Source organism: Vibrio sp. 661, assembly GCF_033339315.1.
GTDB classification, from domain to species: Bacteria; Pseudomonadota; Gammaproteobacteria; order Enterobacterales; family Vibrionaceae; genus Vibrio; species Vibrio alginolyticus.
In genome coordinates this window covers 264,920-287,026 of record NZ_JAWOUJ010000001.1, presented here as the reverse complement: position 1 = coordinate 287,026, position 22,107 = coordinate 264,920, and the positions used below count along the sequence as shown (strand labels likewise).

Below are 22,107 nucleotides of genomic sequence, written 5' to 3'. Positions count from 1 at the left end.
TTTCTGTAGCGTTGCTTTATGCTCAGCATGCGCCGGGGTGTGACACTAGTTTGTCAGCCATAACAGAGGACATGTGATGAAATCATTTCCAACCAAATCCGTACTCGCGTTAGCACTTGCAAGCATTAGCTCAGGTGCTGCGGCTCACGGTTATGTATCAGAAACCAATGGTGGTGTCGCTGCAAGTCGCTCGGCACTATGTAAGTATCCAACGCCAGATACTAACGAAAAAAATAATAACTGCGGTGCGATTCAATATGAACCGCAAAGCGTTGAAGGCCCTGATGGCTTTCCCGAAACAGGGCCTCGCGATGGTAAAATAGCGAGTGCCGAAACCGCTTTAGCAGCTGCCCTTGATGAGCAAACTGCCGACCGTTGGGTAAAACGTCCTATTCAAGCAGGCACACAAACTTTTGAATGGACATTTACCGCTAACCACGTGACGCGCGACTGGAAATATTACATCACCAAGCCTGATTGGAACCCAAACGCTTCACTATCACGAGACTCTTTTGATCTAACTCCTTTCTGTGTCGTCGACGGCAATATGGTTCAACCCCCGAAACAGGTAAGCCATCAATGTAATGTGCCTACTCGCGAGGGATACCATGTCATCCTGGCAGTATGGGATGTTGGCGACACTGCAGCCTCATTTTATAACGTGATCGATGTGAAATTTGATGGTGACAGTCCCGTTATTCCAGATTGGAAGCAAGGCGGTCAAATTATTCCTACAATGGATTTAAATATTGGGGATTCGGTTTATACGCGCGTATTTGATCAAGCAGGTGAAAACATAGCGTATAGAACTGAACTAGAAATTACCGATGCAGCAATGGGCCAAGCGAAAAACTGGTCTTACGCACTCGCGACTAAGCTAAACCAAGAACAAGCAAAACTGCAAGCTGGGCAGTATGCAGAGGATAAATTCACTCCTGTTTATGGTACTAATCCGGTGTATCTGCAAGCAAATAGCAGCCTTGAGCGAGTAGAGATCGGTTATAACATTGAAACTCCTGTTCCAGAATACTCACTCACAGTAGATGGCTTAGCAGACGAATATATCATTGAGTCAACACCGACAACGTTGGATCTGACACTAACTGCTGAAGGCGATTTAAATGCAGAACTCACCGTTTACAACCACCATCGCGAACCACTTGCAAGTTGGGCAAACGAAATGAAAGACGGCTCGGTAGAGGCGATATCGCTCGCTTTAAGTAAATCGGAGCCGGGTCACCATATGCTCGTAACACGTATTAAGGATAAAGATGGCAACTTGGTGGATCAGCAAACACTCGACTTTCACTTAAAAGAAGAGTCAGTTACTCCACCACCATCTGGTGAGTACGATTTTGTCTTCCCTGAAGGACTATCTAGCTACACGGCGGGCACAAAAGTGCTTGCCAGCGACGGGGGCATTTATCAATGTAAACCTTTCCCATACTCTGGTTACTGTATGCAGTGGAAAGAAAGCGCAAACCATTACGAGCCTGGAATAGGTTCACACTGGGAGATGGCTTGGGATAAAGTCAACTAAATCACCCTTTGAACGTTACGTAAAAAGAGCCTCACGATGAGGCTCTTTTACAATCAAACGCAAAAATGACAGCTTTCTCGGTCTAAACCATGAACACCAGATAAACTAGTGAGATGCGCTCGCCCCTCAATCAGCCCCATTTCATACCCTTCTAGTAAAACGGATTGTCGCATTGATAAGCGCTGAACATGAAAATTATCTGGTGGGGCAATCACCCTAACATGTGTTCCTGGTGGAGGGTTACGAATAAACTCTAATGATTGATTATAGTTATCTGCACGTCTTAACATCGCATCCGCCATTTTGGGGTGCTCCGCAAAAAGTTTCTTCATCAGCCATGTGGTCTTAACTGGCTTTTTGGCATAATTCAGTGGGTGAGAGAGTACTACGGTTATGTCGCGAGCCCCTCGACGATAAGCCTCACGCACTGGGATAGAATCAGCGACCCCACCATCGGTATAACAACCGCCAGAAAAACAAGGGGTATGCTTGTAGGCAATCGGTAATGCTGTTGTCGCTTCAATCGCATGGTGAAAATTATCACGTGTCACGCGGTAATAATCTGCCTGCCCTGTATCTACATTTGTTGTCGCTGCGAGAAAAGGAACGCCATTAAACAGTTTATTTTCATCGACGGGATACAAGCGATTAGATTCTTCAAACAGCCACTTCACATCGATGAGGTCCCCACCTTTAACGAAGCGAGTCGGGTCAAAAAAGCGTTTGCTTGTGGCCAGCTTAGTAATGACGTTAATACTGCGATGCGGGTAGTCGGTCAAATACCCAATCAAATTTGATGCACCAGCAGATACACCGATTGCAAAATCAAACGGTTTATAACTCTGCTCTAAAAACGCATCTAACACTCCGCTTGCGAAGACGCCTCGCATCGCGCCACCTTCTACTACAATTGCTTTTGTTGCCATATTTCCCCCATTCTCCTTGCCAAAAGAGTAATGAAATTCGTGCAATCACAACAATTGAATATTCTTATTATTGAAATAGGTGAAGTCTATTTATTTCTCTCTTAGAAAATGAAAACTAAAGTTCAAAAAATCCGTACCCGTTAGAAATGTAATTGCGGGTTGAACCAAGGTGGCAATGCCTAAGAGAAATCTAGGAGAAAACCGTTTTATAGGCTTCGCCCGCGCCATCAATGAACATTTGAGTACCAATAACCGCTAGAATTAAGCCCATCATTTTCGTCACAACATTTAGAGCACTTGGCCCAACCGCTTTGACCAATTTGTCTCCAAATAAAAACAGTACATAGGTGATCACACACAGGACAGCGAAAGAAACGATAGTAATAATGGTTTGATCGAAACCACCCGCTGTCGCAAAGTTCATCGCGGTAGCAATCGTTCCAGGCCCAGCTAATATTGGCATCGCCAGTGGAGACACTGCAATACTCAATGCCGCCCGTTGCTGAGCTGGTGAATACGCCTTCTCTTTGGTTTTCTGATGCGTCGAATCACCTTGAAGCATGTTAAAACCTATCAAAAACACCAAAATGCCGCCTGTTATTCGCAATGCATAAAGCGTGATACCAAACAAATCAAAAATTAACTTACCGGCAATAGAAAATATCGCGATGATAATAAATGCAATAAAAACCGAGCGGAGCGCAATAGAACGGATGGTTTCTTTATCTTCATCAGCAGTTAAACTCAAAAAGATGGGAATATTGGCGATAGGGTTCATGATGGCAAAGAAGCCCATAAACACCGTAACTGTATGAACAATGAGTTCTTTCATATTTTCCACTGCATTTAAATTATTGATTCTAAAAACAGTATATACGCTCTCAAACAGAACGAGTGGTGTATTCTCGATTCGTCTTCACACTTATGCGCCAAGCATTGTTTTTCTTTTGAGATAGTTTACCGACTCATCAAATGTCGCTAAGGTGAGTCTTCAGCCTTTACACGTAACAGGGGATGTTAAGTCACCATGAACAGCACGATTCAAACAATTCTCAATCACCGCTCAATTCGAAAATTCACCTCACAACCGATTGAGAGCGAACAATTAGATGCCATTCTTCAAGCCGGCCTTGCGGCGTCCTCATCAAGCATGTTGCAAGTCGTTTCAATTATCCGCGTGACCGACAAAGAAAAACGTACGCTATTAGCTCAATATGCCGGAAATCAAGGGTACGTTGAAAGCGCGGCTGAGTTTTTGGTGTTTTGTATTGATTACCAGCGCCACGCCAGTATCAACCCAGATGTTCAAGCTGATTTTACCGAGTTAACGCTAATAGGCGCTGTAGACTCGGGCATCATGGCACAAAATTGCTTGCTTGCGGCGGAGTCGATGGGACTAGGAGGTGTGTATATTGGTGGTTTACGAAACAATGCCCAAAAAGTAGACGAATTATTAGGTTTACCTAAAAATACCGCCATTTTATTTGGTATGTGTCTTGGTCATCCAGATCAAGCCCCTGAAGTAAAACCTCGCCTACCTAAGCATGTCGTGGTGCATGAAAATCAGTATCAAGACCTAAGCTTGGATGATATTCAGACGTATGACCAAACTATGCAAAACTACTATGCAAACCGTTCGAGCAATCAAAAACAGAGTACTTGGTCACAAGAAGTCACCAGTAAACTGGCTGGCGAATCACGTCCGCACATCCTGCCTTACTTAAACAGAAAAGGGCTCACTAAAAGGTGATGACTACAGTACGATAGGATCAAAAAAGGCCTCTGAAGAGGCCTTTAGAATTTATCAGCAAAAACTTGCTTAGTTACCGCCTGAACCGCCTGATGGTGGAGCAACCGGATCAACTGGCTTACCAGGCTTCGCATCTGGAACTGGTGGAACGGTAGGTTTGATTTGGTCTACAGGCTTACCTGCAGCAATGTCTTTTTCAACCTGCTCAACAACGTTCTTCGTATCTTCTTCAGAGATTTCTACGTAAATCACTTCTTCAGAATCCGCGCCTGCTTTAGGGTAATGCGGGTATTTCGCAATCACTTCTTCTGCCATTGATTTTGCAGCTACAGCCACGGCTTCAGGTGCAGCTGTTGGGTTCGCTTTAATGATATCAGACACGATATTTGCCGTAGCAACTAGCTTCGTAGCAAGTTCACTATTGCCGCCTTCACTTTGAAGGTTAGCAACTACAGACTCTGTATCACGAAGGATTTCGTCAACTGTTTTACCACTTGCATTGATATCGATACCTAAATTGGCAAATACTTTTTCAGCAGTATCTGATGAGTATACCTCTCCGTCATCTAGAGAGTTAGCTACCAACGTTGTAAATGGAGAACCTGTAACTAAAGAGTCAGCTTGGGCAAGACCTTTAGGAATCTTGTAATCAGACGTAATAGGTTTTCCGTTAGATGCATCTACACTCTTATCAGTATGCTTCAATGTGAAAGTACATTCACCTGGTGCACTCACTACGTCGATATGGCTAATGCGAGCTTTACCAACCATGCCTTCATAGTTTGTTGTTAGCTCATCAGCCTGACCTTTTAAGTCTCCACCACAGTCATAAGATACTTCCATGCCGATAACAGCTGGGTCATAAGCCTGTACTGAGTATGTTTTTACCTCAGGATCGCTGTCACTACCACAACCTGCTAGTAGAACAGCAGCCACACTTGCCGTTAAAAGTTTGATTTTCAAAATTAGCTCCAATATTTGTTGTTATATCCGACCGCAACACGAAGCATAACGGCAGTTGCATATAGTGTAAATAGGATGCATACAACTTTGGCATGAGTTTTTTCACATTACTGCCTGTTTGCTTGTGCAAAATCATGCATTCATCTCAATAACGCTAAATAGACACAATTTTGTCATGTATTCGTCAGTATTTTTTCGAGTAACTTGTTGCCTTTATTGCAACCAGATGGATAATAGTTGACTATTTTTTGTGGGTCGGATTTTCACACCTTCATTAATAAAACTAAGAGCTCTAAGTCGCTAGCAGCCATTTGGAGTGTTTATTACACAAATAATTCTGAATGGACTCGCTTTCTAAAGGCTTAAAACTGCAGTAAATCGTCAATATTGATGAAACTCAGTTCAATTAGAATGAATCAATTTCAGTCGGCAAACTTTCTTTCGGTAGTTATAAACCAATGAACACATTTAATAAATTTTTGGGGATATCAGTACTTCCAATCCTTCTTACAGGGTGTACTTTGCCTGGTAGCCACCTTTCGGTCAGTGACAAAACAGTCATGAGCACTGAATCGAGTGATATAGAGTCTCAGGTTACCGTTTATCCCTTAACTTTGGAGCGCGTAACGTCTTTAAATTCAGTGGACCCTTTTTCAAAACCAAACCCAGAGTTAGATATTGAAATCGCAAAATATGAATACGAAGTAGGACCTGGCGATATCCTAAATATCACTATTTGGGATCACCCAGAGCTAACGATCCCAGCGGGCTCATACCGAAGCTCAGCCGAAGCGGGTAACTGGGTGCATTCGGATGGCACGATCTTCTACCCTTACATAGGTGTCGTACATGTTGAAGGCAAAAACGTACGTCAGATTCGTGCAGACATTGCAAGCCGCCTTGCAAAATACATTGAGAGCCCACAGGTCGATGTAAGCGTTGCGGCATTTCGCTCTAAAAAGACTTATGTAACTGGCGAAGTTAACAAGCCAGGACAACAACCAATTACAAACATCCCCCTTACACTTCTAGATGCTGTGAATAGAGCTGGCGGACTGGCTGCCGAGGCTGATTGGCGTAATGCGACACTGACACGCAATGGCGTTGTTGAAAACGTCTCTTTGTATGCTCTGATGCAACAAGGCGATTTAACTCAAAACCGCCTTCTAAAGCCTGGTGATATTGTTCATATTCCTCGAAACGATGCGCAAAAAGTATTTGTTATGGGCGAGGTTAACGATCCGAAATTACTCAAAATTGATCGTAGCGGCATGAGCCTTACTGAGGCTCTTAGCAGCGTTGGTGGTATCAGTGAAATCTCCGCAGATGCTACCGGTGTGTTTGTCATCAGACGTTCAAAAGAAGAAGCTAAAATGGCGGACATTTATCAGCTAGATGTTTCTGACGCTTCTGCTTTGGTGATTGGTACTGAGTTTGATCTCAACCCTTACGACATAGTCTATGTGACGGCTGCACCTGTTAGTCGTTGGAATCGTGTGATTGCTCAGCTCGTTCCAACCATTTCCGGCTTTAATGAACTAACTGAAGGTGTACTACGAGTACGCACTTGGCCGTAAAACAACGTGCCGCAAGAAAATTATCTCTTGCGGCACGTAATCGATAGCTACTCAGCTCAATTGCGCAATATAAAGAAGCCAGCAATTCAGTTGAGATCATAAGCATACAACTTAAAGTAGGGTAAGCATTTGTTTTCTAATATTCTTGTCGTCTGTGTCGGTAATATTTGCCGCTCTCCAACAGGAGAGCGGCTTTTGCAGTCTTTACTACCAAACAAACATGTCGCATCAGCAGGAATCGCAGTAGATAAGAGCCATCTAACGGGAAAAGCTGCTGACGAGATGGCAACCACTATCGCGAACGAACATGGCGTAAGCTTAGATGGACACGAAGCACGACAATTAACACCTGAGCTTTGCGCTCAATACGATCTGATATTGGTTATGGAAAAAGGTCATTTAGAAGCCTTAACCAAAATCGCTCCTGAGGCACGAGGTAAAACGATGCTGTTTGGACAGTGGATAAATGAAAAAAGCATCCCTGATCCATACAGACAAAGTAGAGAAGCTTTCGAACATGCATATACGCTTATAGAAAAAGCAGCAAAAGCGTGGTCTCAAAAACTATAAGCCGCAAGGCTAAATAAACGCCAATGGCAAGGTATTTAAGAAGTTAAAGTAATGACAACACAAACTATTAAGCAATCACGTCAAGCCGACGATGAGATCGATTTGGGAAAGTTATTTGGGATCATTCTCGATGCCAAATGGCTCATTCTATGTACCGTAGTCCTATTTTCAATTATAGGCGTCGGCGTTGCCATTCTATCAACACCTATCTATAAAGCTGACGCTCTTATCCAAATCGAAAGTAAGAGTTCAGGTGGTATTTCAGCGATGGTTGGTGATATGGGAGAGCTGTTTTCAGCAGAATCATCAGCGACAACAGAAATAGAGATCATCAAATCTCGTATGATCTTGGGCGGTACTGTTGATAAGTTCAACTTAACGACTGTCGTTTCTCCAAACTACATGCCAATTATTGGTAAAGGCCTAGCTCGACTACAAGGTGAGCAAATCAGTCTGAGCGTTTCACGATTTAATGCTCCTTCTTACGCAGTTGGCGTTCCTTTAACTCTTGAAGTTATTGATTCTGAAAAACAGACGTTCAGGCTCTTAGAAGATGACAATAACGTCATTCTAGAAGGTAAAGTTGGTGAACTGCTTGAGAAGAATGGATACCAGTTTTTGGCGACTGAACTTGTGGCTCAAACTGGTGACTCATTCACGGTCAGCAAAATCAGTAAATTAGATGCAATTAATAAACTTCAAGAAAACTTATCGATTAGCGAACGTGGTAAGCAAACCGGGATTATATCTTTAAGCTTCTCTGGTGAAGACCGCGCTAAGATTCAAGATATCTTGAACGACATTAGCCAAAACTACTTCTTACAAAACGTTCAAAGAAATTCTGCAGAGGCAGAGCAAAGCCTCGAGTTCTTGAAAGGTCACCTCCCAGACATCAAAACAAAACTGACCGCTTCTGAAGACGTTTTAAATCGGTTCCGTCAAGAAAATGAATCTATCGATTTAGGCCTTGAAGCTCAGTCAACGCTGAAAGTAATGGTTGAGTTAGAAGCACAGCTAAATGAGCTTACATTCAAAGAAAGTGAGATCAGCCAACGCTTCACACAGGATCACCCAGCTTATAAGTCGCTACTTGATAAACGTGAAACACTACTAAAAGAGAAAGAACGTCTTAATAAACAAGTTCAAAAGTTACCGAAAACACAGCGTGAAGTTCTACGTATGACACGCGATGTAGAAGTAAACCAACAAATCTACATCCAACTATTGAACAAGGTTCAAGAGCTCAACATTATTAAAGCCGGAACAGTTGGCAACGTTCGAATCTTAGATAACGCTCAATCTTTCTCTAAGCCAATCAAGCCGAAAAAAGCGCTTATCGTTGTGCTAGCAACACTGCTTGGCGGTATGGCAGGCGTGGCTTTCGTATTAATTCGTGCAGCATTCCACCGTGGTGTAGAAACACCAGATCAAATTGAACAGATTGGCATGCCAGTTTACGCAAGCGTTCCAAAATCTATTCAACAACTGGAATTTGCAAACAAGCTTAAGCGCAACAAAGGCAGCAACAATGAGCTAGTCCTTCTAGCGGAAGCTAACCCAGCCGATCTTTCCATTGAGGCTCTACGTAGTCTTCGCACTAGCTTGCACTTTGCAATGATGGAAGCGAAGAATAACGTTCTTATGATTTCAGGTCCTGCACCATCTATCGGCAAAACATTTGTATCGACCAACTTTGCGGCCGTCGCTGCGAAAACCGGTCAGAAAGTGCTGCTTATTGATGCGGATATGCGTAAAGGTTATTTGCAGCAATGCTTCGGTCTACGCTGGGACAACGGTCTTTCTGATTACTTGAGCGGTAAGACATCCCTTAGCAACATCATTAAATCTACATCCATTGATAATTTAGATGTTGTGACTCGCGGCCAAGTACCACCAAATCCGTCAGAACTTCTTATGCACCCTCGCTTCAAGAGCTTTGTTGACGAGATGTCTGCACAATACGATCTAGTCATCATCGATACGCCGCCTGTACTCGCAGTTACCGACCCAAGCATTGTTGGCGCGCTTGCAGGAACAACTCTGATGGTCGCTCGTTTTGATCAAACGACTTTGAAGGAGATTGAAGTCGCGCAAGGTCGCTTCGAGCAATCAGGCGTTGAAGTTAAAGGTGTGATTCTCAATGCAGTTGAGAAAAAAGCATCTAACTCATACGGCTATGGATACGGCTACTATAACTACGCGTACAAAAGCGAATCATAACTTGAATTTAGATCGCTAATTAAACCAAATATGACAAAGCCCTGCTAGAAACAGCAGGGCTTTTTCTATTGCACTCTTAGTTGCTTGTACGTAATCAAACTAAGCAAGACAAAGAATATTGGGTCACTCCAACCAAAACCGACAAATACTCCGATAATGCCGGCATAGGTAGTAATCACTGCCCCTAAGCCATTAGTAATCAATAATGCTTTAAACAGCTGTTTCGCAGTATGCCCTGATTCCACATTACGTAACATCAAACTCACCGCTGCGATTCCACCTAAAAAGATCGAAGTATGCTGCGATAAAAACAGCGCGTACTGGTCGTTAATTTGTACTCCATACATCGGCCACATTATGGTTGGTACAAAAAACAACGCAAAAGCGAATACCGTATATACGACACCATGAACGGTTAGAAAAGTGCGGTTGGTCATCATCTCCTTATCCTCTAATAGGCCCTTGATTGAGCGTCGTTAACGGCACATTGATATCGAAAATTTGACCTCGTACTTCGACTACGCCCATTTTTCGTAAGCGTGCGGCATGCATTTCGAGATAAGCTTGCGCCGTGGCTTCATCTTCAAAAAGATAGATACCACCACCGAGTTTGTCTTTTTCGCTTTCCGTCCAGATTTTCCAAATCATGCCCGGCTCTTGGTTAATCGACTTAGCTAAGTCGACCAGAGCATTCGACATCTCGTCACCAAACGGACCATGAAATTCAAAATCAACTTGCAATAATTTCGCCATCTTGAGTCTCCTCTTCTTATTGACTCGTTTTCGATGACAAGATTATTACCTTTATAAAACTGACAGAAAAGTTCATAATTTCGCCATTAACTGTCTAAAGAATTGACTCATGAGACTAAAAACGACCTTAGAACAATGGCAAACGCTACAAGCGATTAATCAAGAAGGCAGCATTCAATCCGCAGCTTTACTGCTCAACAAGAGCCATACTACATTGATCTACTCGGTGAGGAAGTTAGAAGACCAACTTGGTATTCAACTTATCGAAGTACGAGGGCGCAAAGCGGGTTTGACAGAGCACGGCAAAACCATACTGCGTCGTGCACAATCCATGCTTGAACAAGCGCGGGAACTAGAAGTCATCAGCGAGCAGTTAAAAAGTGGGGTGGAATCTCAAATCACGGTCGCAGTAGATCATCTTTGTGACCCTTGTTGGCTTTATGCACCACTCAGTCAATTTTTGGAGGACAACAACACGACCTCCGTTCAAGTGGTTGAAACGTCACTGAGCAAAACAACCGAAATGGTCGTAAATGAGCTCGCTGACATCGCAATCATCAACTTACCGATAACCAACTACCCTGCCGAAGCATTTGGCGTAACAACCATGCTGCCTGTAATCGCAGCACACCATCCACTCGCTAAAAAGCCGCATGTTTCCATCGACGATTTTGCAACCACCAGCCAAATTGTCATCCGTGACTTAGGTGATTCAGACAAAACGAAAAGAGATGTGGGTTGGTTACGCGCACGTCAGCGTATTACCGTCGATAACTTCGACCACGCTTTTCACGCCGTAGAGCAAGGCGCTGGATTTTGTCGGCTACCAGCGCACTTAGTCGCAGCCCGCAAGAGCGATAAAATTAAAGTATTGGAGATCGAACACTCCCATCAATATCAAGTTGCGCTGCACCTCACTTTACCCAAAGGAGCCAAAAGTGGTCCTGCGACTCAAGCGCTTTATCGTACTTTACTCAAAAGTGTAGAAACTCGAGTCTAGCAACAGTGGTATTGAGTTGAATCGCTAGTGTTATCGCCTATTGATTCTCCCTAAATATAGAGAAACGGCCATTTTGTGACGCTACACTCTCACAAAAGGTTGCACGAAGGATAGCGACCACCTACTATCACTCTGCTCATGCCTAAAGCACCCAACACTCGCGGAAAGAACTCGGTTCACGGCAATATCCTCACCTGCTTGGTTTAGCAGGCACAATCTGTTTTTACCTTCTTTTTAGCTTCTATTTAGGCGAGTGTGGAAGAAATAAGAAAGGTGAAATATGAACTCTACAAATAGCTTCTCGATCAATATCAATCAGCAAAAATCCATTGCTAAAAAAAGGCTCAAAGCTATCCGCCTATACGATAACGCTACGTTGGAGTTAGTTAAGCGATTTCACTCCAAGCCAGAATCTTTGGCTCCCGATACAATTCAATTGGCTGACGTTCAATATGCACTCGCAAGAGAACTTGGCTTATCCAGTTGGAGTAAACTAAAAGCTCATGTCGAAGAGCTAGAAGCGCACAAACTAGCCATCAAACAACAAAAACCGCCCCTAGATGCGAAAGTAAAAACGCTACACGTTCGTTGCGGTCACGATATACAACAACAGCTTAAAACCAGTGGATTTGAAGGGACATTTTTAGCCCTGATCGATCCGCTTTGTATTGGCCCCATACCAGCAACACCGCAGAACTTCCTTGCCATTCGTGCCCAATATGTCGTAGAGACTCTGCTGCCCGTGATGAAGCGTGAAGACTCGGTTCAAGATATAGTCACATTGGAACAATCAAACCTCGATCTGTTGCAAAGTGATGTATTTGAACGAATCGTCTTTTGGGTCGAACATGACAGCTATGATCAATTGATGCTAATTCGTGCTCTAACACAGTTAGAGAATGTAGAGAATAAAGTGATAGAGATCATTGAGTTGAACCAGTTCCCGGGCACTGAACGATTCATCGGCTTTGGGCAGTTGCCTGAAGAAGCTATTCGTTCTTGTTGGCGATACCGTAAACCTGTGACAGCAAAATTATTCAGTCAGGCTAAACGGTGTTGGCACGCTATTACATCACCGACACCTATTTCCATAGTTAATTTGATTCAGCAGCATAACCTGGATTGCTTGCCCAATATACTCGACGTGCTTAAACGCCATTTGCAAGAGTTACCTAATTCACAAACTGGATTGAGCTTGACACAACACCTCGCACTAAAGGTCTTGAGCTCGCAAAATCGTTCAATTCCCATCAAAGATTGGTTTGAGCAATATCAACAACTAGAACCTCTTCCTTATCTAGGAGACGTGATGTTTTACGCGTTACTCCTCCCTCTAGCACAGTGTCAAATACCTTTGATCACGATTGAGTCACGTGAAAGGCACTGGTGGGAACAAAGCGTCCGTATCACTGAGGCTGGCAAGCAGTGTTTGGAAGGCCTAATACGAGCGAAACAATGCTATTGGGTTGGAGGGATTAAAAATACCAGTCAAAGTTATTGGAGCTGGGATCACCTCCAACTAACTACACTTGCCAACCATCATTGAGTTGACAAATATGAAAGCATAAAGGGTTCGTTGGCTCTGATGAACACTCAATACTAAATTATCCCTAAAGAAGCGACCGCTAGCCTGAATATAACTTAAATAGTTATGCAGAAATGCATCCACTCCAAGAGAGTATGCACTCTATCTCTTATTAAAATTTATTGTAAATCCTCTTTGTTATCGGTTGTATATTCGATAAAAGTGTTAAAATACAAACTTTTCATCCGGCCAATTCGTTAATATTTGGTTAAAATCCCATTTTTATTAGTGATAAAGTTCACATCTATTAACCATTTAGAGGATTATTCTTTCGTATTTTCTCACTCCGCTGCTAATCTGCTCGCCGCTTTGAAGTGAACTCAAGGTGCATAACTATAAGGAGTGTTCTCATGAATACCAAGAAACCGATGTCGCTCACCAGCCGCGTAATTTTGGGTATGGTAGCGGGTATCTTGACAGGATTTGCAATTCGCACACTTTTTGCCGACAACGGATTTGTCGACGCATACATTGTTAATGGATTATTCGAAGTTGGTGGACAGATCTTCGTTGCCAGCTTAAAAATGCTTGTTGTACCGCTAGTATTTGTTTCGTTAGTTTGTGGTACTAGCTCTCTCAAAGACCTCTCTACACTGGGTCGCATGGGCGGTAAAACCCTCGCTTTCTACGTTACGACAACGGCTATCGCGATTACGCTTGCTCTAACTATGGGTACTCTATTCCAGCCAGGGGCAGGGGCAGATCTAACGGCAGCAAGTTCATTCAAATCAGCCGAAGCGCCATCTTTAGGTCAGGTGATCATCGATATGTTCCCGACCAACCCAATCAGCGCAATGGCAGAAGGTAAAACTCTGCAAGTTATCGTGTTCGCCGTGCTATTCGGTATCGCGATCAGTGCAGCGGGTAAACCAGGCGAACGCATCGCAGCATTCTTCTCTGATCTGAATGAAGTGATCATGAAACTGGTCGCGATTTTGATGAACTTGGCGCCTTATGGGGTGTTCTTCTTAATGGCGAAGCTATTTACTGGTCTTGGTCTGGGCGCGATCGTCAATCTGGCAGAGTACTTCTTAGTACTGGCTGGTACGCTTGTCCTGCACGGCCTAGTCACTTACAGCTTAATGTTAAAAGGTTTCACTGGTCTAAATCCAATTACGTTCCTGCGTAAGATGGAAGACGCGATCATGTTTGCTTTCTCGACCGCATCATCAAACGCGACGATTCCAGTGACAATGGAAACAGCAAAGCACCGCATGGGTGTTGAGAACCGTGTATCATCGTTCACAGTACCACTTGGTGCAACCGTGAACATGGACGGTACGGCGATCATGCAGGGCGTAGCAACTGCGTTTATTGCTCAAGCTTTCAATATTGATTTAACTATGGGCGATTACCTAATGGTTATCATGACGGCAACTCTGGCGTCTATCGGTACCGCAGGTGTTCCTGGTGTGGGTCTTGTCATGCTTGCTATGGTATTGAACCAAGTTGGTCTGCCGCTTGAAGGTATCGCGCTCATCATGGGTGTTGACCGTCTTCTTGATATGATTCGTACCGCGGTAAATATCACTGGTGACAGTGCTGTAACCGTCATCGTTGCAAAATCAGAGGGTGCATTGGATGAAGCTCGCTTCAACGACCCAATGGCAGGCGTAGCCGAAGAAGAAGTGCATCTTAAACGCGCTGACGCCTAAATCGTTCTACGATTACCATTCTGAAATTATATAGTCCTGTCTAAAAGAAAGCCCCGATGGAAACATCGGGGCTTTTGTTTTCTCCGCGTCTAGAAATACTCTTTCTAATCCGCCATCGAATTCAGTTTTTCTCTGGCTTGTGCTTCGTGTTCTTTAGTGATGGCATTACCGACTGAGTTCGCGGCTAAGGTAAGTGCCGCCATATCATCGGTAAAACCGACGCCAGCTAGTACGTCTGGCACCATATCTGTTGGTAGGACAAAGTATGCCAGCGCGCCACCTAAAATCGCCTTATGGCGAACGGCGGTGTTGGAATCTGTCATCGCGAGCCATGATTTTATGCCCATTACAGCAATTTCTTCACCCGCTTTCTTAACCGACCCTTTCATTTTTCGCCAGAAGGTTTTCTCATCTGGCGCTTGCATCGTTTGATCTTTGGCGTCTTTCGGCGCCGATTTTACAGACATTGTTGTGGTCATCGTTGCCTCCGAAATTTATGACTATGTCCAACATATTAATTAATCGAACCTGAACGCAAGATTAATAACAAGAAATGATAGTAAAGTGAAACACAGATAGAAAAATCCCCAAACTGAAGTCTGGGGATTATTGCATTGGAAAAAAATCTTGGAAACCAAAAGGTTGAAGCCAAAAGCTTTGGGAACCAAGCTTTAAAAGCAGAATGCCCTATTGAGCAATCTTCTCCAATACACGCATCAGCATTTTGATACGTGGTTCGATAGACTCAAGCAACAAGTACTCTTGATCGCTGTGGAAGCCCGCACCGATAGGTCCTAGACCATCCAAAGTTGGAACGCCTAGAATCGCCGTGTTGTTTGCATCAGAGCCGCCACCCACTTCTTTCCAGTTGATGTCGATAGCCAGTTCACTTGCGGCTTCTTCAACTAATGCCATCAGGCTTTCCGTTTGCGCACTTGGCACCATAGAAGGTTTGTAAGCTTCACGAACCAACTCGATACTCACACCATCAACGAATGGTGTTTCCAGCATGCCGTTTAGCTTGCTGTCGACATCATCGTATTCTTCGTTGCTCCAGAAACGCACATCCACGATCGCTTCAGCATGTTCCGGAACTATGTTCGCACCGTTACCGCCAGAAACAATACCGACGTTCAACGTGGTACCAGAGTCAAAGTTGGTCATTGCATTGACAGCCAGAATCCAATTTGCCATCTCAGTGATTGCGCTGCGACCGTTTTCTGGCTCGTTACCTGCGTGAGCAGCAACGCCATTAAAGGTCATTTTGTAGCGAGCCATGCCTTTACGCGCTTTCACTAAACCACCGTCTGCACGTGCTGCTTCTGCAACCAGTACATTCTTTGCGTTTTTCGCTACTGATTGAATCCAATCCACAGAGTCCAGAGAACCCGTTTCTTCATCTGGGTTCATGCAGATAGCGATAGACAGCTTATCCAACACCGCTTGGTCTAGATTGCGCATCGCGTATACGATGTTCAGCAAGCCAGATTTCATGTCCGAGACGCCCGGACCGTAAGCTTTCTCTGCATCTTGAGACATTGGACGAAGCTCAGCAGTACCCACAGGGAACACGGTATCCATATGACCAATCAGCATCACATCGATTTGCTCAGCTTCCGGCTTATTTCGAACTTCGAGACCGATGCCCGCTCTGCCACAGTCGATGCGTTTTACGCTCCAATCTGACATCGCTTGGTACTTCTCTTCAAATTGAGAAGCGATAAACTCGATACCATCAGTCGTGTAAGTGCCACAATCCACATTAATTAGCGGACGTAGCTCTTCTAGATATTCATTTAGAGAGAATTGCATGACTCACTCCTAGACAAACAGATTCATCACCAGCATTGCGCCAAACGCGTTCAATACTGAGATTGCAATCATAACTGGGATGTAACGACCTTCAGTACCAATTGGGCCCATGATACGACCCATGTACTGAACTTGAGAGCCCATTAGGTAGATAGCAGGCGCAAGAATCGCAATGTGCGTGCCGTTAAGGATACCTTGGTCAAACAGCGTGATAACCACACCCACTGCGCCGCCCATCGACATCCAAGCACCGATCAATACCGCTGCAGCTTCACCCGGAAGACCAAACACCGCCATGATTGGAGAAAACACCGTGCCCATCAGATCCAACGCGCCAGTGATTTGCAGCGCTTTGATGATAACGAACGCCATCAATACGTTAGGAACCGTAGAGGTAGTCGCAATTACCCAGCCTTTCTTAGCACCTTCGACGAAGATATCCGTCACCATTGGTTTTTTCGCTTTAACGTCACCCATTATGCCGTCTCCTCTTTTAGGTTCTCTGATTTGTTTTGGTCTTGCTTGTCTTCTTTACCTTCCGTCATGTTTAGGTAGATACGGAACAGGTTCGCGCCGATGATCTTAAATGCGAACATCACCACAACCGCTAAACCAATAGAAGACGTTACCGCTAGAGAGCCGTCAGCCATTGTCAGCGTGAACAGCACAGCACCTGATGAGAAGAAGTTCACGATGGTTGCACCCGCAGTGAACTGGAACATGGTAAATACGTCCGTTTCACGCTTAGTTAGGTGACCTTCATCTTTTAGCTGACGCGTCATTGCCGCACCAGCATCGGTACTTTGTAGAGAAGCAATCAGAGCCAGACCAGAGTTACCAGGGATACCCATTAGAGGACGTAGAAGAGGAGTAAGAAGCTTACGAGCGGCTTCAAGTGCACCGTAGTGCTCAAGTACGTTGATCATACCTAAGGCGAACATAACAGTTGGAATCAAAGTAAGTGCGAAAATGAAACCGTCGCGAGCACCGCTACCACCAGTACCGCGAAGCGACGTTGTTGCAACTTGCACACCGTCAGCCGTTTCGGTGACACCATACGCCACCTTGCCGAAAGAGCCATTGAGCGTTGTAAAATCGAATACACCGTACCATTCGCTAGATTGCATCAGGCCAGAAAAGAACACAACCGCAAACGCCAGAGCAACGTAGCACCCCAGTGTAACTTTACGCTCAGTTTGAACAGGAATTTTCATAACATTACCTACACATGTGGAACTTAACACATATGTTCACCTGAATAATGTGCTAGAGAGATGATCAAAATCAATCCGCCTGCCGAACATTATCGCGACTCAGTTATGAAGTTTTGTTTTATGATTCCAATCACAATTGAAAGATAATAAAAATTTGTGCCAACAATTAGGTATTTTAATCTATATCGATAGCTCACGACTTCTTCATCAACTCAACAAATGATTCTGACGAATATTGCTTTCTACAACATTCATGACGTACTTCATACTTTGGCATTGAGGCAATATCGATTAACTCGAAAGTAACATTCAGCCACGAAATTTAGGTTAGGATGGCCCGGTCATATGTAAACGGCATAAACCAGAATTAACAGGACTATACGACCCATTGTTACGCTCACAATATAAAATAGCCAAATGGACACTCGCCCTCGTGCTTTGGGTGGTGATGATATGCTTAAGCCAAAATTCTGGTTTCTCGAAAAGCTGCCCGAAGGCTCACCAAATACAGAGTCAGCAAGATGAGAGTGTGAATTTATCACCATCTTGCGACCTTTCAGAAAAGCTGGTTCAAGCGTACCAACATCAGTTTGATCATATTCTTATTCCATTTTTTCTGTTTGCTTTGATTGTGGCGCTGCCGATGACAACCACAGCAATTCGTTATCTGGAATACACAGAACCGATACCGGAAAAGTATCGGGTTCACCTAAAACTTTGCGTGTTTAGAGAATAAAGCCAGCAAGGCGAGAGACCTTTCTGCCTGACTTTTGTACATATTTTATTCACTTCACATAACAAACAACGAAATTTAAAAGTTTTAGGAAATATTATGACATTCACTCGTACACTTTTGGCGTTAACGATGGCTATCGTATCTGCCGTATCTTTCGCATCAGAAAAGACCTCAGAACAAAAGCTAGAGGAAGTTAATCAGATACTAAAAGATAACCCTCAAATTCTTGATTCATTGCACCAAAACCTTCAAGAGTACATTGCGTATCAACAGTCATTTGGCGACACCTTGAAGGAGGTTCGTCAATATCTAAGTGATGGCAAACATTCCTCTTTTGGTGCTGAAAACCCTGAGTTAACCATTATTAACGTAACAGACTACAGCTGCCCTTTTTGTAAACGTTTAGAAGGAGAGCTGGTCAAAGTTGGTAAGGAATATCCGCAGGTAAAAGTGCTTAACCTCAATGTCTCTTTTAAAGAACAATACGAGAAAAACGGCTACAACTCGGCAAGTTACGCATTAAATGTTTGGCAAAACCAGCGAGATAAGTACGAACAAGTGCATGAGTTATTGGTGAAAAAACCGGGCGCACATGACGCACGTTCCTTAAATCAAATCGCGAAAAAAACGGGGACAGAAGCGCAGCTTGTCGACGACAAAGAGACCAAGGCGTTGCTTGATAAAAACTATCAGTATTTCACGCAACTTGGTTTACGCGGCACGCCTGCGTTGATCATTAATGATCAAGTCATTCCTGGCTATGTGCCGTTTGACGAGCTAGAAAAAGTCATCGACCAAGAACTGGCGAACTAAAACAACAAAGCCCTTCCCTGATAACTCAAGGAAGGGCTTTTTATTTATCGACATAAAGAGCGTTTAGTTACTTATCACGTCCCACAAACGCCACAACGACTTTGTCATTGCCAAGCGAGCGAGAGAACACGTACGTGCCTTCTTGTTCAATTACTTGATGCTGACCCGCACCAATCGCTGGGTGCGCTTTACGGAACTGACCAAGAGTTTGCCAGTGTTTGAGCAGCGCTTGCTTCTCATCAGATAGCTTCCATACCATGTCAGAACGAGTGCCTTGGTGGAAATCGTCCGCGTAAGGACCAATGTTACGACCAACTTCATCACCATAATAAACCTGAACAGCACCAGGACTCAGAAGCAGTGCATTCGCGGCGTTACGCTGCATACCGTAATCTTTGAAGCGAGAGAAGAACAGCTCGGTATCGTGAGAAGACATGTAGCTCACAGGGTTAAAGTCTTTCTCATTGGCGATAGTGTCCGCATAGCTTTGGTAAGTGTCTGCCATTTGGCTGAAACACGCCGCGCCTTTGTCTAACTTCTTCTGCATGTCGAAGTTAATCAACGCATCAAAGCCATCGTCAAAGTAAGGACTGCGATATGCGGTATGTCCCCATACTTCACCCATCATCCAGAATGGCTGACCTGACTTACCATTATCTTTGCGCCACTGCTCAAGACTGCTTGAAGCCTCTTCTTTCAAGCGTTTCCACACATCGCCTTCAACGTGCTTCACCGTATCGACACGGTAACCATCAATGCCAAAGCGTTTCACCCAATCAGTTTGCCACTCAATTAGGTAGTCCGAGACGGTGTAATTGTCGCGCGCCTCTACGCGAGTACCAGGGTTATCCAATAGCCACTGCGCTGGCTTCACAGCTTTGTCTGATTCGGTGATAAAGTCAGGTAACCCCGCCAATGACATAGTGATATCACTGCTGCCCGGAGCTGGGTATCCCGGTAGACCTGTTCTTACCCAGTCACCGCCCCACCATTTCGACCAGTTTGGACTCTGGTAATCAATATTCTGGTGATAGCTATGCCAATTTTCACCCGCTTTTGGTTGCCAGTCACCCCACTTATTCGGTAAATCAGCGTTTGGTTTTAACACCTCAATACCGTCAAATTGCAAATCGGCTAGCGTTGAGTAACCGGTGTGGTTGATTACTGCGTCCATCAAGACTTTAAGGCCACGTTTGTGTGCCTCTTCCACCAGCTTTTTCAGATCATCTTCGTTACCGAAGTTCTCATCAATCTTGGTGAAATCACGCGTCCAGTAACCGTGGTAAGCGTAGAATGGGAATGAGCCGCTATCACCGCCGCCAACAAAACCATGCACTTGCTCAACGATTGGCGACAACCAAATCGCATCTGTACCTAGGCTCTTTATGTAATCTAGCTTTTCGATCACACCTTTTAGGTCACCACCGTGAAAGGTACCAATCTCTTCTTTACCGTCTTTCTTGCGACCATAGCTGTTGTCATTGCTCGTATCAGCATTATTGAAACGGTCGACCATCACGAAGTAAATGTTGGCATTGCGGTAATCAAACGGCACTGCTTCTTTGGTTTTCTTCACTGGCTCTAGTAGCACCAAACCGCCTGAATCTTTGCTTGGTGTCAGCGATACTTGCTGATCTTTTACTTCGACCATCTGACCAGAATAGGCATCACGCAACTTGGTGCCATCGGGGAAACTGTCACCCAGCGCGATGGTGACTTCGCCGCCTTGGTAAACCTCACATTGCACTTGTGGGATTGGGCGTTTAAATTCTGTCTTGGCAGCTTTCTTAGGCTCTCGCTTGAAGCGTAGAGTTTTGGCTTCCGCATCAAAAGCAAAAGAGTAATCGCCAGTAAAACGGATTTTTAAAGGCAGTTCTGTTGGCTTTCCACAGTTCAGCGCGATAGGTTTGTTGAATTTGACCTTCTGACCATCAGGCGCGACACAGTCGCCTTCAATACCCGTGATTTTGAGCGTGTATCCGTCTTTGGTTAAGGGCACAACCAAAGGCTGCTCTGCACTTAACGGAAAGTCACGGCTGTTGGTCGTGGTAGCAATGGTGATGTTTGGCTCGGCGATGGCACTTGCCGATGCAAGCAATAAGGTAGTCGTAATCAGATTCAGTTTCATCGTTCAGTCCATTGGTTGCGCATAGGCGCAGTATTCGTGTTGTAGTTTTACTCACACTAATAGTAAATGGATGAAAAACTGAGCACATCATTCTGAAAAGCTACGCCCTAAAGCTTGTGACGCTTCACATTTTGCTTTTATGGGGGCGTAGTTCTACTTATGAGCAGGGTAAAAAGGAGTTTAAAGCTGAACGCTACCAAGGTTACGCATTTGTCTCATCGCCCAATTGACGCGGCTGATGGTGTAAGAAGTCTGAGGGTAAACTTTGATGCGATACGGATTTGGCAGCACCACCGCAAGCCTTGCTGCTTGGCGTGTTGAAAGTTGTTTAGCAGGAATACCAAAGTAGTTTTGCGCAGCGGCTTCCGCGCCATAAATACCTGGACCAAACTCCACCACATTCAAATACACTTCAAGAATGCGTTTTTTACTCCACATTGCTTCCATCAGCAGAGCAAAATAAAGCTCATACGCTTTGCGCACATAAGAGTGTGAAGGAAACAGAAACACGTTCTTTGCAGTTTGCTGAGTAATCGTGCTCGCACCGCGAGAGGGACCGTTCTCGCCAGACTCTGAGATCACTTTAAACAAGGAATCAAAATCCACTCCGTAATGGGTCGGGAACTTTTGATCTTCTGTCGCAATCACGGCCAGTTGAATGTGTTTAGAAATATCACTCAAAGGCACCCATTCATTTTGACTCTCTTCAGGAAATCCTTCAGGAGGAGAAATTATGCGGCTGATCTTCCATCCCCAAATTGGTGGATCGATGTATTTCACTATGCCAACGAGCATCACTGGTAAAAGCAAAAGCACCAATAAGATATTGAACAGAAGGGATTTAATCTTTCTCAAAGTCCGACCT

General features: G+C 44.4%; 21 protein-coding genes. 10 read left to right on the top strand and 11 right to left on the bottom strand.

What is annotated here, in order from left to right:
• The first annotated feature begins 76 nt into the window (after positions 1-76).
• Entirely contained in the window at positions 77-1,540 is a 1,464-nt protein-coding gene (gene gbpA / locus R7P69_RS01260) for an N-acetylglucosamine-binding protein GbpA (RefSeq protein ID WP_054574884.1), read from the top strand.
• Between the two features lie 53 nt (positions 1,541-1,593).
• Here gbpA and R7P69_RS01255 read toward each other — a convergent pair whose 3' ends face one another.
• Together R7P69_RS01255 and R7P69_RS01250 are read right to left on the bottom strand one after the other, a co-directional pair.
• Positions 1,594-2,466, bottom strand: a complete 873-nt coding sequence (locus R7P69_RS01255) for a patatin family protein (RefSeq protein WP_005374891.1) — start codon at positions 2,464-2,466, stop codon at positions 1,594-1,596.
• Positions 2,467-2,656: 190 nt separating this feature from the next.
• Positions 2,657-3,298, bottom strand: a complete 642-nt coding sequence (locus R7P69_RS01250) for a MarC family protein (protein ID WP_005374889.1) — start codon at positions 3,296-3,298, stop codon at positions 2,657-2,659.
• 195 nt (positions 3,299-3,493) lie between these two features.
• Here R7P69_RS01250 and nfsA point away from each other — a divergent pair, with 195 nt between their 5' ends.
• The gene (nfsA, locus tag R7P69_RS01245; RefSeq protein WP_170893944.1) at positions 3,494-4,216 is read left to right on the top strand and encodes an oxygen-insensitive NADPH nitroreductase; all 723 of its coding nucleotides are present in this window, start codon (positions 3,494-3,496) and stop codon (positions 4,214-4,216) included.
• Between the two features lie 69 nt (positions 4,217-4,285).
• On the opposite strand, the gene R7P69_RS01240 is transcribed toward nfsA, so the two are convergent.
• Entirely contained in the window at positions 4,286-5,179 is an 894-nt protein-coding gene (locus R7P69_RS01240; protein WP_047102404.1) for a hypothetical protein, read from the bottom strand.
• Between the two features lie 458 nt (positions 5,180-5,637).
• On the opposite strand from R7P69_RS01240, the gene R7P69_RS01235 reads away from it, so the two are divergent.
• The 3 genes from R7P69_RS01235 (at position 5,638) to R7P69_RS01225 (ending at position 9,546) form a co-directional block, all read left to right on the top strand.
• Positions 5,638-6,756 (top strand): polysaccharide export protein, encoded by a 1,119-nt coding sequence (locus R7P69_RS01235; protein ID WP_017820139.1) that lies wholly within the window; start codon positions 5,638-5,640, stop codon positions 6,754-6,756.
• Between the two features lie 129 nt (positions 6,757-6,885).
• Positions 6,886-7,326, top strand: coding sequence for a phosphotyrosine protein phosphatase (locus R7P69_RS01230; protein ID WP_025768627.1), 441 nt, complete (start codon positions 6,886-6,888; stop codon positions 7,324-7,326).
• A 51-nt stretch (positions 7,327-7,377) separates the two neighbouring features.
• Complete coding sequence (locus R7P69_RS01225; protein ID WP_005374875.1) at positions 7,378-9,546, top strand: polysaccharide biosynthesis tyrosine autokinase; 2,169 nt, start codon at positions 7,378-7,380, stop codon at positions 9,544-9,546.
• Between the two features lie 65 nt (positions 9,547-9,611).
• Here R7P69_RS01225 and R7P69_RS01220 read toward each other — a convergent pair whose 3' ends face one another.
• Both R7P69_RS01220 and R7P69_RS01215 read right to left on the bottom strand, forming a co-directional pair.
• Positions 9,612-9,983, bottom strand: a complete 372-nt coding sequence (locus R7P69_RS01220) for a hypothetical protein (RefSeq protein WP_017634450.1) — start codon at positions 9,981-9,983, stop codon at positions 9,612-9,614.
• A gap of 7 nt (positions 9,984-9,990) precedes the next feature.
• Entirely contained in the window at positions 9,991-10,299 is a 309-nt protein-coding gene (locus R7P69_RS01215) for a monooxygenase (protein WP_005374871.1), read from the bottom strand.
• Positions 10,300-10,408: 109 nt separating this feature from the next.
• On the opposite strand from R7P69_RS01215, the gene R7P69_RS01210 reads away from it, so the two are divergent.
• From R7P69_RS01210 to R7P69_RS01200, 3 genes are all read left to right on the top strand, one after another.
• Entirely contained in the window at positions 10,409-11,299 is an 891-nt protein-coding gene (locus R7P69_RS01210; RefSeq protein ID WP_213891067.1) for a LysR family transcriptional regulator, read from the top strand.
• A gap of 280 nt (positions 11,300-11,579) precedes the next feature.
• Complete coding sequence (locus tag R7P69_RS01205; RefSeq protein ID WP_213891065.1) at positions 11,580-12,845, top strand: DUF1835 domain-containing protein; 1,266 nt, start codon at positions 11,580-11,582, stop codon at positions 12,843-12,845.
• 389 nt (positions 12,846-13,234) lie between these two features.
• Positions 13,235-14,539: a dicarboxylate/amino acid:cation symporter gene (locus tag R7P69_RS01200; RefSeq protein WP_017820133.1), complete on the top strand. Its 1,305-nt coding sequence runs from the start codon at positions 13,235-13,237 to the stop codon at positions 14,537-14,539.
• Positions 14,540-14,643: 104 nt separating this feature from the next.
• Here the strand turns inward: R7P69_RS01200 and R7P69_RS01195 are convergent, their stop codons facing one another.
• The 4 genes from R7P69_RS01195 to R7P69_RS01180 all read right to left on the bottom strand — a co-directional run bounded on the left by R7P69_RS01195 (position 14,644) and on the right by R7P69_RS01180 (position 17,565).
• Positions 14,644-15,018 carry a YkvA family protein gene (locus R7P69_RS01195; protein WP_005458336.1) on the bottom strand — a complete coding sequence of 125 codons (375 nt, stop codon included), beginning with the start codon at positions 15,016-15,018 and terminating at the stop codon, positions 14,644-14,646.
• 208 nt (positions 15,019-15,226) lie between these two features.
• The gene (locus tag R7P69_RS01190) at positions 15,227-16,351 is read right to left on the bottom strand and encodes a M20 family metallopeptidase (RefSeq protein ID WP_238952429.1); all 1,125 of its coding nucleotides are present in this window, start codon (positions 16,349-16,351) and stop codon (positions 15,227-15,229) included.
• Between the two features lie 9 nt (positions 16,352-16,360).
• The gene (locus R7P69_RS01185) at positions 16,361-16,828 is read right to left on the bottom strand and encodes a YjiG family protein (RefSeq protein ID WP_005374849.1); all 468 of its coding nucleotides are present in this window, start codon (positions 16,826-16,828) and stop codon (positions 16,361-16,363) included.
• Entirely contained in the window at positions 16,828-17,565 is a 738-nt protein-coding gene (locus R7P69_RS01180) for a nucleoside recognition domain-containing protein (RefSeq protein WP_005374846.1), read from the bottom strand. The genes R7P69_RS01185 and R7P69_RS01180 overlap by 1 nt, the downstream gene beginning before the upstream one ends.
• 448 nt (positions 17,566-18,013) lie before the next feature.
• Here R7P69_RS01180 and R7P69_RS01175 point away from each other — a divergent pair, with 448 nt between their 5' ends.
• Both R7P69_RS01175 and R7P69_RS01170 read left to right on the top strand, forming a co-directional pair.
• A complete protein-coding gene (locus R7P69_RS01175; protein WP_049872671.1) occupies positions 18,014-18,301 on the top strand; it encodes a hypothetical protein in 288 nt (95 codons plus the stop codon).
• Positions 18,302-18,397: 96 nt separating this feature from the next.
• Positions 18,398-19,114, top strand: a complete 717-nt coding sequence (locus R7P69_RS01170; RefSeq protein WP_238952428.1) for a DsbA family protein — start codon at positions 18,398-18,400, stop codon at positions 19,112-19,114.
• A gap of 67 nt (positions 19,115-19,181) precedes the next feature.
• Here the strand turns inward: R7P69_RS01170 and R7P69_RS01165 are convergent, their stop codons facing one another.
• Positions 19,182-21,242 (bottom strand): alpha-amylase, encoded by a 2,061-nt coding sequence (locus R7P69_RS01165; RefSeq protein ID WP_238952423.1) that lies wholly within the window; start codon positions 21,240-21,242, stop codon positions 19,182-19,184.
• 180 nt (positions 21,243-21,422) lie between these two features.
• On the bottom strand, positions 21,423-22,097 hold the full coding sequence (gene mtgA, locus R7P69_RS01160; protein ID WP_053303908.1) for a monofunctional biosynthetic peptidoglycan transglycosylase: 675 nt from the start codon (positions 22,095-22,097) through the stop codon (positions 21,423-21,425).
• Positions 22,098-22,107: the final 10 nt, after the last annotated feature.